The following is a 14,842-nucleotide window of genomic DNA, read 5'->3' on the forward strand; positions in this document are numbered from 1 at the left end:
ATCCGCGCCCGGCGCCGATTCGGCGCCGGGCTCATGTTCGGTCGGCGATCAGGACGTGGCTCTGGGCGAGGGAGGCGCGGTGGTGGACGGGGATGCCCAAAGCGGCGGCGGTGGCGGTGAGCGGCTCGTGCCGGGTGACGGTGTAGCCGTGGGCGGCGAGCAGGGCGGTCATGGCGGGCGGCGTCCACGTCGACCGCCACGGTTCCCGGGCCCAGACGCTCCGGCGGCCGGTCGAGGCCATCAGCAGACGCGCCACGAACCGGCCCACCTTGGCCGACGCCGCCGGCGCCTGGAAGTTGACCACCAGCCGGCTGCCCGGCGCGGAGCTGCCCGCCACCGCCGCCACGGTCGTCGCCACCTGGGCCTCGGTCAGGTAAGGCACCACACCCTCCCAGATCCACGTCGTGGCCAGCTCGGCCCGGTGCCCCGCCGCCACCAGCGCGTCACCGAGCCGATCGCGCCCGAAGTCGACCGGCACGAACACCGGCGCCCTTCCCGGCAGCCCCGCCACGCTTGCCAGCTCCGCGGCCCGGCGGCGCTTGTCCGCCTGCGAGGCCGGCTGGTCGACCTCGAACACGGCCGCCGCGGCCAGCTCGGGCATCCGCCAGGCCCGCCCGTCCAGTCCCGCCCCGAGAATCACCACCTGCGGGCTCGGCTGCTCCCGCACCGCGTCGTCGATGAAGACCGTCCGCGGCGCCATCAGCTCGGCCGTGGCCCGGATCGACTCGTAGTCGATCCGATCCGACCAGCCCTGGGGCACGGCAGCCGCCCGCACCCACCGAACAACCTCGCGCTCACCGGGCAACAGCAGCGCCATGGCCGTCGGATCGGCGAACCGCCCGACCGCGATCAGCCCGTCAGCGGCCGCGCGCCCCTGGCACACCTGCACCGCGGTCCGGCTGGCCGGCAGCGTCTGCGACATGGCTCCCTCCCCGTCGATCGACCGTAGCCGCGCCGCCGACGGCGGGCCGATGACGGATGTCATCAGCTCCGGAGGGCGTCGAGGTCGGCGAAGAAGTCGGGGTAGGTCTTGGCCACGCAGCCCGGGTCGAGGATCTCGATGCCGGGCGTGCGCAGGCCGAGCAGGGACAGGCTCATCGCCATGCGGTGGTCCTCGTAGGTCTCGAACGCCGTGGGCCGGGGCACGCCCGGGTTGACGGTGAAGCCGTCCTCGTCCTCCACGGCGTCGATGCCGGCCCGGCGCAGCTCGGTCACCACGGCCCGGATCCGGTCGGTCTCCTTGCCGCGGATGAAGCCGATGCCCCGGACCCGGGTCGGCGAGTCGGCGAAGACCGCGACGGCGGCCAGCGTCTGGGCCGTGTCGGAGATGTCGGCCATGTCGACGTCGACGCCGTGCAGCGGACCGGAGGCGGCCACCGTCAGCGAATCAGGCGCCCGGGTCACGGTCGCGCCCATCCGCTCCAGCACGTCGGCGAAGCGCACGTCGCCCTGCAGGCTGCCCGTGCCGAGGCCGCTCACGGTGACCCGGCCGCCCGCGACCGCGGCCGCGCCGAGGAAGTAGGAGGCCGCGCTCGCGTCGGGCTCGATGTCGTACGTGCGGGGCTGGTATGAGCCGGGGCGCACGCTCAGGCCCTCCACGGTTACGCCGAAGGCCGCCATCACCGCCTTGGTCATCTCGACATACGGCACCGAGACGAGCTCGGAGGTCAGCGACACCTCGAGCCCGTCGCGCATGAGCGGGCCGGCCATCAGCAGCCCGGAGAGGAACTGGCTGGAGATGTGGCCGCTGACGTGGACCGGGCCGCCGTGCATGGGGCCGCTCACGGCGGCCGGCAGGAAGCCGGGCTCGCCGAGCTCCTCGACCTTGGCCCCGACCTGGCGCAGCGCCTCGAGCACGGGACCGAACGGCCGGGCCCGCAGCTGAGCCGTGCCGTCGACCACCGTCCGTACGCCGGACAGGGCGGCCGCCGGCAGGATGAAGCGCGACGTCGTGCCGGACTGCCGCGCGTCGACGATGGCCTGTGGCGCCGTTGCGCGGCCGCCGACCACCGAAACCGTACGGTAAGAGGGGTCGACGGTGACGGACGCGCCCAGCGCGACCACCGCGTCCATCATGGCGCGGGTGTCGTCGGCGAACAGGGCGCCCGTGAGCGTGGACGAGCCCGGCGCGAGGGCGGCGCAGAGCAGGGCGCGGTTGGTGATGCTCTTGGAGCCCGGCGGGCGGACGACGGCGTGGAGGGGACGGCTGAGCGGCTTGACGGCGCGAGATTCGGTCACGCGCCCATTCTTGCGGGACGGGCCCCGGCCGCGCCGAAGGAATTTCCAGCCTGTGGATAACCGCCGCGATCTTGGAGCTAATGTGGATAACTCCGATGATCTTCGCCGGGCCGCCACAATGACCCGATGCGAATCAGGACAGCGCTTCCGTCCGATCTCCCGCAGCTGCAGGAGATCGAGCGCGCCGCGGGTGAGAGCTTCCGTTCCCTCGGCATGGCCGCGATCGCCGACGACGACCCGCCCCCGCTCGAGGTGCTCGCGCACTATCAGCGGGCCGGGCGGGCCTGGGTGGCCGTCGACGAGTGGGACGCCCCGATCGGCTATCTGCTGGCCCGTCCGGTCGACGGTGACGTCCACGTCGAGCAGGTGACCGTCCATCCGAGCCATCAAGGCCAAGGCGTCGGCCGGCGCCTGCTGGAGCGCGCGGAGCAGTACGCGGTGGAGGCCGGCGCGCCCGCGGTGACGCTCACGACGTTCGCCGAGGTGCCGTGGAACGCGCCGTACTACCGCCGCCGCGGGTTCGTCGTGCTGGACGCCGCCGCGCTCACCCCAGGCCTGCGGGCGGTCCGCGAGCACGAGGCGTCGATCGGGCTCGACCGCTGGCCGCGCGTCACCATGCGCCGCGCGGTCGGCCCCGGTCAGGCGCCCGGCGACGACCAGTCGCGATCGGCCGCCAGGTAGAAGCCCGGGTAGGACGGCTGGTTGTAGGTGGTCTGCTGACGGGCGACCTCGGCCCGGTACTGCGGGTCGTTCATCAGGGTGGTGAGTCTGTGGTGCGCGACCTCGGTGCTCAGGTGGATGCGGATGGCCGAGCTGTCGGCGGTGCGCAGCAGCAGCTCCTCGCGCCAGTCGCCGAGGACGTCGGCGATCAGGCCGGCGTTGCCCTTCGTGCCGTTGTTGGTCAGTGTGCCCTCGGCGGTCAGCAGGCGGCCGCGCTGCCAGTCGTCGATCGTGGGCGTCACGTCGAGGGCGCCGTTGAGGATCTGGGTGGAGCCGTCGGCCGCCCAGTGGATGCTCTGGTTGGTGCCGGGGATCGGGCCGGGCACGACCTGGCCGGTCGCGGTGTGCACGCCCAGGGCCTCGGAGCCGCCGGGCATGCTGGCCCACGACTCGAGCCCGCGCGTGCCGGGCAGCACGTCGCCGATCATGCCGCGGCCGGTGTCCCGCCCGGAGTAGGCGCCGAAGAGCACCTCGCCGGTCCGCGCGTCGCGCATGGCCATGCCGTACGGGGCGAGCGTCGCGTTCTCGTGCACGGTGAAGATCTCGAGTCCGGGGCGGTCCGGGTCGATGTCGGTCACGTGCATCGCGTCGCCGTGGCCGAGCCGTACCCGCTGGCCGGGCGCGGCGCTGCCCTCGGGGAGCGCGCCGAACGAGGAGTAGAGCAGGCTCCCGTCGTCGTCGATGGTGGCCGAGCCGTAAACGATCTCCTGCCGGCCGTCGCCGTCCACGTCGGCCGCGCTCAGCGAGTGGAAACCCTGCGTGGTCAGCGTCGCGAAATCGGGGTTGGCGCCGTCCCGCCCGTGCGGGGTGTCGTTGAAGGGATTCGTCATGGGGGTCCAGCCGCTGTCGGCGTACCAGTTCTCGGTGAGCCGCCGTCCGTCCCAGCCGTAGGCGACCAGCGTCGACCGGGTGTAATAGCCGCGGGCGAAGACGGCCGAGGGGCGGCGGCCGTCCAGGTAGGCCACGCCGGAGAGGAAGCGGTCGACCCGGTTGCCGGGCTCGATGCGTGGCATCGCGTAATCGCCCCACATCAGGCCGTCGTCGTGCCGGCCCGGTTTGTAGGGGACGGTCTGCAGCTCCCGGCCGGTCGCGCCCTCGAAGACGGTCAGGTACTCCGGGCCGTCGACGATGAAGCCCTCGAACGCCCGCAGGTTGTTGCGGGTGCTGCGGGCCGGGGCGTAGACGTCGACGAAGTAGTCGACCAGCGCGGTCGCGTCGGCCCGGCTCAGCGGATAGGTGTAACGCGGCTCAAGGCCGAACGCCTGCTCGAGGGTCGCGGGCCACCGGCCGGCCACCACCTCGGGGTGCGCGTGCCAGCCCTGGAAAAGCTCGACCAGGTGCTCGTAGTAGCCGGCCGCGCTGAGCCGGTAATCGTCGGTGTTCGCGTAGCCCGCGCGCACGTCGGCCCGGGGCATGGTGATGTAGCGCTCCGAGACGACACGGCCGTCCGGCGCGTAGCGGATGATCTTCGTGCCGGGGGCGGTCTTGAACATCATCTCGGAGCGGCCGTCGCCGTCGAAGTCGTAGACGAGGAACTGGGTGTAATGCGCGCCCGCCCGGATGTTGACGCCGAGGTCGATGCGGTGGCGCAGGGTGCCATTGAGCTCGTACGTGTCGATGTAGACCGGGCCCGTGTAGCCGGCCTGTGAGACGTCCTTCGAGTTCGAGGGGTCCCACTTGACGACGTACTCGTACTGGCCGTCACCGTCCACGTCGCCGACGCTCATGTCGTTGGCCGAGTAGGTGTAGGCCTCGCCGGCCGGGGTGACGCCGCCCGCCGGCTTGCGCAGCGGCAGGTCGTAGTAGGCGGCCTCGCCGGCCGCGGTCGCGGTCATCGACACGGTGGGCCCGGCCGCCGAGCCGGCCCGCGCGATGCGGTAACGCGCGGTCGGCGAGCCGGTGCGGTCCAGGTAGTTCGTGCTGTCGGAGACCGTCGCGATCCGGCGGCCGTCGCGGTAGACGTCGAAGGCCCCACGCTCGTGGGCGAGCAGGCGCCAGCTGAGGAAACGACCCTCGCCGGTCGACGCGACGACCAGGCCGCGATCCAGGCGCTCCATGGCCGGCCGGCCCGCGCCCACTTCGGCCGCGCCCACTTCGGCCGCGCCCGCCTGGGCCGAGGTCGCCGACAGGGCGGGGGCGGCGGTCAGGAGCAGCACTGCGACGTACGCCAAGCGTGTGGTCATGGCGGTCTCCGGGGTCAGGTAAGCGCTTACCTCGGAGAGTCTGCATCGACAAACGCCGATGGGTCAAGCTGCTACTTCACGATCCGCAGGTGCGAGCGTGACCGCTTGCCGGGCTTGGCGGCGGGGGACGGCGTCTCCTCCGGCGTGAACACCTCGTCGAGGCGGTGGCGCAACGTCTCGCGGTGATCCTCCCGGGGCGCCTCGCTGATGATGCGCGGCGCCGGGGCGTACCGCCGCTTGAGCTCTCGGACGACGGCCGTGACCAAGGCGACGGTGAGGGTGTCGCGCACGACGGCCCAGCCGGCGGTGCCGAAAGTGAAGTCGGCGGGGAACAGGACGCCCTGCAGGACCGCGCCCGACACGCCCGCGAGGGCCGACGCGCCGGCGAGGCGGCCGAGTGAGCCCTGGACGCCGTGCCAGTAAAGGGGCAGCCAGCGGTCGAGCAGCCAGGCGAACAGCACGGCCGGGAGCACCTGCGGGACCGCCTGGGTCATGCCGGCCAGCACCGTGTCCGTATCCGGCACCAGGGCCGCCAGCACCAGCATCGCGAGGGCGTCGAACCGGCGCGGTCCGTACGCGCCCTGGGCGACCAGCCAGACCGCTCCCACGGCCGCGGCGGGCCAGAACGCGCCGTCCAGGGCGTGCCCGGCGAACAGCGCCAGCAGGTAGAGCAGGGCGAACCCGGCCGAGCGGGCGCCGTAACGGGCGAGGCTCAAGGCGTACCTCCAACCGGCCCGGGGGAGGGGCCGTTCTCGCCAGGATCGGCCGCGGGCGGGCCGAGTTGAGCCTGGTGGCGAAGTTTTGTCGGACCCATCCGATACAACTACCGCACCTGTTCGTGAGGAGGATCGGTTGTGACAAGCGAGGGCGTCGCCTACGAGCGGCGCAGCGCAGCCCCAGTCATCGCGCCCGTGCGGTCGCGCAAGCTGGCCAAGGTGCCGTTCGTGGAGCTGGCCGAGGGCCGGCTGCAGGGAGTGGTCTCGAGCGGGTCGGACGTCGAGCGGGTGTACGTCTCGTCGATCACCGCGGGCGAGCACGGCCTGAGCTGCAACACCAACAACAACCGACCGTGCGGCGGCCTCGGCGGCGGTTCGCGGCCCTGCAATCATCTCAAGGGCCTGCTCGAGGCGGCCGTCGCGCAGTACGGCGTGGAGCGCGTCGCCCGCTACCTGAAAGTCGAGCCGCCCACGGGCTCGCTCGACCTGTGGCCGGTGTTGCATCCGGTCAGCGCGCCGCAGCGGGCGGCCGAGGTGTTCAGCGGCTTCCTGCGCCACCTGGCCTACCTCGAGGTGCCGCCGAGCACCGACCCGCTGCCGGAGCTGCAGTGGTTCCCCGCCGCCGGGCCGGAGGTGCGCTGATGCTGGCCGACGTCCTGCGGGCCCGCCCGGCCGGGTTCGACGAGGTCCTCGCCCTCGTCGACGGGCTCGACGACGCCCTCGTGCACGGCCTGGCCCGGCTCGACGACGATCGGGCGGCCGCGCTCGAAGCGGTCGCGGCCGCCTTCGACGGCTCGCCGCCGGCGGGCCGGGTCGGCGACGCCATCGGCAAGATCGTCGCCGGGACGGTGACCGACGAGCACCTGGCCGCCCTGGCCGGCGCCCGGGTGGCCCTGCTCGGCGCCGCCCACGACGCGCTGGTCGCCGGGTTCGACGCCGCCGCCGGCCGCACCCGCGAGCCGCGCCCGGCCCCGGGCGGGACGGCCGAGCCGACTCACCTCACCGCGGGCAGCCGGTCCTGGTTGCGCGAGCTGGCGATCGCGGGCTGGCGCGGCGTCGACCACGAGCTCGCCGCCGGCGGCGCCCAGACGGTGCAGGCCCTGCTGACCGAGCCCGCCCGGCGGCGGCTGGCCGTGCTGCTCGACGGCTTCTCGGCCGAGTTGCGGGCGGCCGCGCCGGTCGCCACCCTGCCCCGGGTGCCGGTGCGCCGCTGGGCCGACCTGTGGAGCCGGGCCCTGGTGCTCTCGCAGGACGGGTTGCCGGCCGAGCCGTCCGCGCCCGCCGACGGCCGGCTGCTGATCCTCGGCGCCGACCTGCACGAGCATCCGACCGTGTTCCGCTGCCAGGTGCACGCGCTGCTGGAGACGGGCGACGGCGTCCGGCTGGTCCGCACCAGCGTGGCCGCGGCCAAGGTCGACACCATCAGCGGCCCGTCGGCCTGGCGGCTGCTCGGCGCGTTCCCGGTCCTGCGGGCCGCGCTCGCCGAGCACCGCTCCGTCGAGGTGGCGGGCATGACGCTCACCGCCGGCGGTGACCTGATCTGGGAGGAGGAGCGGGCGACGGCGGGTGAGCCGGCCGACCCGTTCACGACCGCACGGGTCCGGCTGGCCGGGGCGGTCGCCTCCTCGACCGCCCCGCTCGACCGGCATCCGGCCGCGATCGCCGAGCCGGTCCTGCTGGAGGAGGGCGGCTTCGAGGTCGACACCGCCCGGCTGCCGGCCGCCGGGCCCCTGACGCCGGAGCTGGTCGCCTCGGCCGGGGCCTGCCTGGGGCTGCTGCGCTTCGACGGCGACCGGTGGGTGGTCCAGCCGCTCGCGGTGCGGGCGAGCGTGCGCAAGAAAGAGGTCGCCGTGCACACCGGTGACTGGGCGCTCGGCCCCACCGACGCCAAGGCGGCCAAGGCGGAGGCGGCCGCGGGCGGCGCCGTCGAGATCCTGCAGGAGCGAGCGGGAAGGCTGCTGCGCCGATGACCGCGGAGAAGCCGATGACCGCCGAGAACAGGCGACAGGTCCTCTACTGGCGGCTGCTGGCCCGTCTCTTCGATCCCGAGGAGCAGCCCACGCTCGAGGCGGCGAGCGTCGCGATCGTCGACGACCTCGGGCTGCCGGCCGCGCTGCTCGACCCCGAGAGCTCGGTCGACAACCTGGTGCAGCGCCACCCTCATCTGGCCGCCGAGCTCGACGGCCTCATGACACCCGGCCCGGACGACCGGGAGGGCGAGGTACGCCGGGCCGCGCTCGCCTCGAAGCTGTTGCTCAACGTCTTCGACACCGGCCACGGCGACGTCACCGCGGGCCGGCTCGCGCGGTGGCAGGCCGACGCCGGGTGGTTCGAGCGGGCGCTCGGGCACGAGCCGGGGCAGCTGCGCGGCCGCCCCGAGGGGAAGGTCCTGGCCGGTCTCGAGGGCGACCTGATCAAGCGGATGCGGCTGCGTGAGGTGCTGGCCGACCCGCGCCTGGCCCAGCAGCTGACACCCAGCATGTCGCTGATCGAGCAGCTGCTGCGCGACAAGAACAACCTGGACGGTGTCGCCCTGGCCAACGCCAAACGGCTGATCCGCCAGTTCGTCGACGAGGTCGCGGCCGTGCTGCGGACCCAGGTCGCCCAGGCCAGCGCGGGCACGGTCGACCGGTCGGTGCCGCCCAAGCGCGTCTACCGCAACCTCGACCTCGACCGGACGATCTGGAAGAACCTGCCCAACTGGAGCCCGGAGGACGAGCGTCTCTACGTCGACCGGCTCTTCTACCGGCAGACCGCCAAACGGGTCACCCCGGCCCGCATGATCGTGGTGGTCGACCAGTCCGGCTCGATGGTCGACTCCATGGTCAACTGCACGATCCTGGCCTCGATCTTCGCCGGTCTGCCCAAGGTCGATGTGCACCTCATCGCGTACGACACCCGGGCCCTCGACCTCACGCCGTGGGTGCACGACCCGTTCGAAGTGCTGCTGCGGACCAAGCTCGGCGGCGGCAACGACGGCCCGGTCGCGATGGCCATGGCCCGCCCCAAGATCGCCGATCCGCGCAACACCGTCATGGTGTGGATCAGCGACTTCTACGAGTTCGACCGGTCGCGGCCGCTGTTCGAGGGCATCGAGGCGGTGCACCGCTCCGGGGTGCGCTTCATCCCGGTCGGCTCGGTCAACAGCTCCGGCACCCAGAGCGTCAACCCGTGGTTCCGGCAGCGCTTCAAAGATCTCGGCACCCCCGTGATCTCCGGAAAGATCCAGAAGCTCGTCGTCGAGCTCAAGAACTTCGTGGCATAAGGAGAAACCCCATGAGCGAGATGCTGCGACCCCCGGCCGAGGTCAAGTACGCCGACGAGCTGGACTGGCTCGAGTCGATCGACGACGGGCCCAAACCGTTCTCCTGGCGCCTGAGCCCCAAGATGGTGCGCCTGTTCATCCTCGGCTCGGAGCGGGCCGACGGCCTCGACCGCGAGATCGGCCAGAAATGGTACGGCGACCGCAGTTTCGTCGAGCGGTCCATCGTCACGCTCGCCTCCGACCGCGGCCTGCTGCTCATCGGCGACCCCGGCACCGGCAAGAGCTGGCTGGCCGAGCTGCTGGCCGCCGCCATCAGCCGCAACTCCACCCTGGTCGTGCAGGGCACCGCCGGCACCACCGAGGACCACATCAAGTACTCGTGGAACGTCTCGATGGTCATCGCCCAGGGCCAGTCGCGGGCCTCGATGATCCCGTCGCCGATCATGACCGCGATGGAGGGCGGCGTCATCGGCCGCTTCGAGGAGCTGACCCGCTCGACCAGCGACGTGCAGGACGCGCTGATCTCCATCCTGTCCGAGAAGTACGTCTCGATCCCCGAGCTCGACGAGGACAACATCGTCTTCGCCCGGCCCGGCTTCTCGATCATCGCCACCGCCAACAGCCGCGACCGCGGCGTCAACGATCTCTCCTCGGCCCTCAAGCGCCGCTTCAACTTCGTGCGCATCCCGGTCGTGACCAACAAGAAGAGCGAGGCCGAGATCGTCCGGTTCCGTACGGAGGAGTTGCTGCGCCGCCACAACATCGAGCTCCAGGTGCCGCCGACCCTGCTCGACGTGCTGCTGCAGAGCTTCGCCGACCTGCGCGCGGCCGCCGGCTCGGCGGGCAGCGACGACGAGAAACTCGAGTCGGCCCTGTCCACGGCCGAGCAGATCGGCGTCCTCGAGGACGCGATCCTGCACAGCAACTTCTTCGGCGCCTCGGCGCTGACCGCCGAGACGCTCGCCGGCTCGCTGGTCGGCTCGCTCGCCCGGCGCAGCCCCGAAGACCTCGCGATCCTCAACAAGTACTGGCACGGGGTGATCGAGCCGCGCAGCAAGGAGACCGGGGGCGAGTGGACCGGCTTCCTCGAGGGCGGCCGCCAGGCGATCGCGACGCTGTCATGACCGGCCCGTTCGACCCGCTGCGGGCCCAGCTGCTGGGCGCGGCCGAGGCGATGGCCGACGGCCCGGCCGCCCTGCCGGAGATCCTGGCCGGGATGGTCGACGACGTCGAGCACGCCCTGCGGGAGCCGCTGGAGATCTTCCCGGTCTGCCATCACTCGCCGGCCTCGGCGCTGGCCATGGTGCGCCGGCTACGCGAGAAACAGCCCAAGGTGATCTACCTGGAGCTGTGCGAGGACCTGGCGCCGCTGCTGACCGAGCTGCGCAACTGCCGGCTGCCGGTGGCGCTGCAGGCCTTCGCGTCCGAGCTCGACGGCTTCCCCATGGAGTCGGCGCCGCTCAGCGTCATCGCGCCGATCACCGAGAGCTCGGCCGAGTACCAGGCCATCTCGTACGCCCTGGAGACCCCCGGGGTGGAGCTGGTGCTGGTCGACCGGTCGACGGATCACATCTTCCAGTGGGCGCCGGACGCCGAGGCCGCCAAACCGACGACCGAAGAGGACGATCTGCACGGCGACGCGGTCGGCGTCGAGATCGGTGACCTGCGGCCGCGCTTCGCCGAGCTGGAGGAGCACCTGCTGCACCACGGCCGGGTGCGGCACTGGTCGGAGTGGTGGGACCAGTTCGTCGAGCAGCCGCTGGCGGGTGCCGATCACGACACGTACAGGCAGGTCATGGTTTTGATCGGCAGTTTGTTCCGGCGCCTCGCGCCGCACGACACGCTGCGCTGGGAGAGCGATGAGGATCGCGAGCGGTACATGTGGACCCGCATCCGCGAGCATCTCGCCGCCACCGGCGCCGACCCCGCCGACTGCCTGTACGTCTGCGGGGCCTTCCACGCGGCGAGCCGGCTGCCCGAGGTCGGCTCGGCCCCGGGCACCCCCGGCTTCGCGATCAGCCCGCGGACCGGGACGAAGTGGCTCTACGGCCTGATCCCGTCCAGTCACTCGGCGATCGAGGCGCAGTTCGGGCTCGCTCCCGGTTCGGTCTCGATCGCGGCCGCGACGTGGCAGAAAGGGCTGAGCAAGTCGCGGCTCTCGCCGTTCGAGCTGGAGGGGCAGAAAGGCGGGCGCAACAAGAAGAACCGCAAGGCGCTCCCGCCGCCGGTGGCCGCGAGACCGCCGGCTGACCAGCTCACCGGCTACCTCTCCGGGCCGCCCGTGCTCGACGGGCTCGACGAGGCGGAGCTGCGCGACTGGTGCGTCGACATCGTGCGGCTCGCCCGCCGCAACGGCTACCTCGCCAGCACGGCCGACGCGATCGCCGTCTTCGAGACGTCCATCCTGCTGGCCGGGATGCGCGGGCGGGCCCGGCCCACCCCGTACGACTTCGCCGACGCCGCCGTGACCTGCATCGAGAAGGACGTCGTGCCGGGGCGGCGCGACGTGCGGCGGCTCTGCGAGATCCTGCTCGGCGGCGACCGGGTCGGGCAGGTCGGCTACGACGCGCTGCCGCCGCTGGCCCGCGACGTCTTCGACCGGCTGGCCCCGCTCGAGCTCGACCTCGAGCAGCGCACGATTAAGCGCGCGCTGCTCGACCTGACCGCCCGGCCCGAACTGGCGGCCTGCTCCCAGCTGTTGTGGATGCTGCGTTACCTCCTGCCCGACCACGCGGTCCGGCCGATCATGGGCTCGCGCCGGCTCGGCGAGAAGCACTTCCAGGAGAGCTGGGATCTCGACCTCGGCCGGCACCAGCGCACGATCATCGAGCTCGGGTACGAGGGCGTCACCGTCGAACAGGTGCTGGAGCAGCGCCTGCGCCGGGCCGCCTGGGATCAGTCGGCCACTGCGGCGGTCGCGCTCAAGGCGGTCGAGGATTCCCTGCTCTTCCTGGCCAGCCCGCGGCTCACCGACGAGCTCGGCGCCCGCGCGGTCGAGCTGCTCGCGGCCGAGCGCACGGTCGACGAGGCCCCGGTCGTGCTGCGCCGCATCCGGCGGCTGCTCGGCCACTACCGGAGCACCGCTCCGGCGCTGCCGCCCTGGTGCCAGCGGTTCGTCACCGAGGGGTACGCGCACTACTGCACCCTCCTGCCGACCGCGTTCGTCGACGATGAGACCGGTGTGCGGCAGGTCGGAGCGATGCTCGGCTTCCTGTTCGGCATGGAAAGCCTGGCCCTGTCGCTCGGCTGCGACCGGACGCAGCTCGAGCTCGCGGTCCGGCAGTCCCACCCGGAGACGCCGGCCAAGATCGCCTTGCTCTGGGCGGCGCGGCATCAGCTGGGTGCGCTGCCGATGGCCGAGCTTCGTACGCGGGTGGCGGAGCTTCTCGGCAACCCGCTGGTGGTGCCCACGGTCCCGCAGTACGTGAGCGGCTTCGTGCAGGCGCTGGAGCCGGTGCCGCGCCTGGCGCCGTTCGTGGTCGAAACCCTGTCCAAGGCCTTCGGCCGCCTGCCCGACCCGATCCTGCTGCCCTGGCTGCCCACGCTGATCACCACGCTGCGGGATCAGGCGGCCGAGCTCGTGCCGGTGCTGACCCGGGAGGCGGGCCGCACCTTCCCGGCCACCCTGCCGGCGCTCGACGGGTGGACTCCGCCGTGGGAAGCGCAACCCTCCGTCTCACGGCCGGGAGCTGCCCGGTCCGGCGCGGGGCCGGCGGCCGCTTTGCTGGCTGCGCATCCCGGCGCCACCGACGCGGTCGCCGAGTTGCTCGGCTGCCCGGGTGAGTGGTCGCCGCCCGCGGAGCCGTCACCCGCGGTTGCCGCGGCGGCTTTGCTCTCCGCCTTTCCGGAGACGGTGACAGCAGTGAAGGCCCTTATCGGCGAGCGGTGATCAGGCGACCCGGTGCGGTGGGTCAGCTGTGGGCTGGAGAGGGGAGGACGAGAGCTCCGCGGAGCGCAGCTCGATGGTGCGGGTGGCGGCGACGGCCAGGGCGATCCAGGGCGGGGCGAAGACAGGTGTGCCGTAGATGAGCCGAGGGCGCGTAGAGGGTCGGCGTAGACGGGCAGGGCTGGGCGGGCTACACCGACCAACAGGTGATCGACCTCAGGGCAACGGTAGGGCGCCACGACGATGTCCGCCTGCACGTCGACTCCGGCCGGTGCCTCCTGTAGGTGCTTGTCAATCGAAGCAGGCTGAAAGATAGTTCAGACCGCAGGTCGGCCAGCGGTTCTGGTATTCGCCCATCTCGTCGCGCATGTCCCAGACACCTTCGGCTGCGGCCTTGTCGTTGACCTCCGCTTGGACGCCAAACTTGACGTCCTCCTGATCCGCGGTCAAGATGCCGCCGCAGATATATCCATTGCGTACGAGGGCGCCGTAGCTATTCTCTGCATCGACGGCTCCGAAAACCATGAACGAATCCGGCTTGCTGTTGCCGAACATCAGAGTCTCATCCGAGTATTGCGCCGTTGCGGGGGCCTTCAGGGAGTACCCAAGAGTGCGGTGGCAGGCTGCGAGTGCGGCTGCCTTGGCGCGAGCGGGGCGGTCAACGTCCTTCTCATGCTCCCGGTAGACGAAGGAGCCGGCCGCACCGACGATGGTGAGCAGGGTGGCCAAGAGGCTGACAAGGAGGTAACGGGGACGGCCCCTGGTCTTCTCGCCTAGCAGTGGCAGCGAACCCGAGATCCGTGGCGGAGGAACCAAGTTAAGTTGCGTTTTGGTGGTTGCCGAACGGGTCGTTGATTCCGACGTTGCGGTGGGGGAAGGTAACTGGGCAGGGGATGTGGGTCGGACGAAGTCGGCCCACTGCCGGCCGTCCCACCAACGCATTGCGGAAGCGTCGCTGGGATCGGCGTACCAGCCCGGCGGCGTCTGATTGATCTCGGTGGCAGCGTGTCGCGGTGCCAGAGACGACGCAGGAAGCATTGCCGTCTCGTCGGCGATGAGCGACTCGATTTCGGCCATGGTGAGGTCGAATCGAGCGGCGATCGATTCCACGGCTTCACCATTGGCGTAAGCGGCTATGACGGCGTCGCCATGTGTCGCTGTCGTGCCCGGAGCATCACTCATGAGGAACCTTCATGACTGGGGGTTTGTTGCTCCAACTATCGGGTCCGACCCCGCCGTCGTTTAGAGGTCGCGCCGAAAACCAGACGGAGCGGGGTCCCCTACAACGAGCTGGGAGCGGATCGATCTGCCGGAGTAGTAGCCAGAGTTCACTAGCCTGATCCCTTGTCGTCACCCGATTCGGCCACCGCACGGGTTCGCGACCTTCATTTTTGAGGGGAGGGTCGACTGACAGGCTGCGCCGCTCGCGAACCCGCCGCGTCGGGCCGGTCGAAGGGCACCCTCGCGGGCGGTCGACGTTCGCGGCGGGCCGTGTCCGGCCGATCAGTTGATCACTTCCGGTTGTTGTGTCAGACCTGAGGCGCGGGAGCTGACTGACAAGGCGTGGCGGTGACCGAGCTGTTGTTGCGGAACCAGAAGCTCACGGTCTCCGTCTCCAAGCATCCTGCGGCAACGATCAGCGGCTCGAGGGTTCCGGCGGAGCCGTTCGCCTGAGGCAGGTGCCTCGGCAAACCGGCGAGAGCGGGCTTGACGCTGTTCCTCGGTGATCAGGTGGATGTATCCGGCGGCCTTCGCCAGCCAGCGACCTTTGGGAACGTCAGTGCTGAAGTCCACTTGCGTGACGCCCCCTCCCTGGCCAGCTCCGAGTCGATGT

The 14,842-nt window shown here is 71.6% G+C and carries 11 protein-coding genes; 6 read left to right on the forward strand and 5 right to left on the reverse strand.

The genetic code is table 11. From position 1 onward, the window contains the following. Positions 1-31 precede the first annotated feature (31 nt). Both AB0J66_RS01825 and aroA read right to left on the reverse strand, forming a co-directional pair. Positions 32-922: an SAM-dependent methyltransferase gene (locus AB0J66_RS01825; protein ID WP_364654820.1), complete on the reverse strand. Its 891-nt coding sequence runs from the start codon at positions 920-922 to the stop codon at positions 32-34. Between the two features lie 62 nt (positions 923-984). After that, positions 985-2,238 (reverse strand): 3-phosphoshikimate 1-carboxyvinyltransferase, encoded by a 1,254-nt coding sequence (gene aroA, locus AB0J66_RS01830; protein ID WP_364654821.1) that lies wholly within the window; start codon positions 2,236-2,238, stop codon positions 985-987. Between the two features lie 126 nt (positions 2,239-2,364). Here aroA and AB0J66_RS01835 point away from each other — a divergent pair, with 126 nt between their 5' ends. Beyond that, positions 2,365-2,919, forward strand: coding sequence for a GNAT family N-acetyltransferase (locus AB0J66_RS01835; protein WP_364654823.1), 555 nt, complete (start codon positions 2,365-2,367; stop codon positions 2,917-2,919). Here the strand turns inward: AB0J66_RS01835 and AB0J66_RS01840 are convergent. Further along, complete coding sequence (locus tag AB0J66_RS01840) at positions 2,877-5,141, reverse strand: rhamnogalacturonan lyase (protein ID WP_364654824.1); 2,265 nt, start codon at positions 5,139-5,141, stop codon at positions 2,877-2,879. The genes AB0J66_RS01835 and AB0J66_RS01840 overlap by 43 nt on opposite strands. Before the next feature lie 71 nt (positions 5,142-5,212). Then, positions 5,213-5,857: a hypothetical protein gene (locus AB0J66_RS01845; RefSeq protein ID WP_364654825.1), complete on the reverse strand. Its 645-nt coding sequence runs from the start codon at positions 5,855-5,857 to the stop codon at positions 5,213-5,215. Between the two features lie 138 nt (positions 5,858-5,995). Here AB0J66_RS01845 and AB0J66_RS01850 point away from each other — a divergent pair, with 138 nt between their 5' ends. The 5 genes from AB0J66_RS01850 to AB0J66_RS01870 are packed head-to-tail and all read left to right on the forward strand — an operon-like array spanning position 5,996 to position 13,011. After that, a complete protein-coding gene (locus AB0J66_RS01850) occupies positions 5,996-6,499 on the forward strand; it encodes a hypothetical protein (protein WP_364654826.1) in 504 nt (167 codons plus the stop codon). Beyond that, positions 6,499-7,827, forward strand: a complete 1,329-nt coding sequence (locus AB0J66_RS01855) for a hypothetical protein (protein WP_364654827.1) — start codon at positions 6,499-6,501, stop codon at positions 7,825-7,827. Before AB0J66_RS01850 ends, AB0J66_RS01855 begins: the two co-directional genes overlap by 1 nt. Beyond that, positions 7,824-9,122 carry a VWA domain-containing protein gene (locus tag AB0J66_RS01860; protein WP_364654828.1) on the forward strand — a complete coding sequence of 433 codons (1,299 nt, stop codon included), beginning with the start codon at positions 7,824-7,826 and terminating at the stop codon, positions 9,120-9,122. The genes AB0J66_RS01855 and AB0J66_RS01860 overlap by 4 nt, the downstream gene beginning before the upstream one ends. An 11-nt stretch (positions 9,123-9,133) precedes the next feature. Continuing rightward, complete coding sequence (locus AB0J66_RS01865; RefSeq protein ID WP_364654829.1) at positions 9,134-10,246, forward strand: AAA family ATPase; 1,113 nt, start codon at positions 9,134-9,136, stop codon at positions 10,244-10,246. Further along, a complete protein-coding gene (locus AB0J66_RS01870) occupies positions 10,243-13,011 on the forward strand; it encodes a DUF5682 family protein (protein WP_364654830.1) in 2,769 nt (922 codons plus the stop codon). The genes AB0J66_RS01865 and AB0J66_RS01870 overlap by 4 nt, the downstream gene beginning before the upstream one ends. A 288-nt stretch (positions 13,012-13,299) precedes the next feature. On the opposite strand, the gene AB0J66_RS01875 is transcribed toward AB0J66_RS01870, so the two are convergent. Next, a complete protein-coding gene (locus AB0J66_RS01875) occupies positions 13,300-14,190 on the reverse strand; it encodes a DUF2510 domain-containing protein (protein WP_364654832.1) in 891 nt (296 codons plus the stop codon). Positions 14,191-14,842 lie beyond the last annotated feature (652 nt).

The organism is Actinoplanes sp. NPDC049598, from assembly GCF_040675435.1.
In the GTDB taxonomy this organism is placed as follows: domain Bacteria; phylum Actinomycetota; class Actinomycetes; order Mycobacteriales; family Micromonosporaceae; genus Actinoplanes.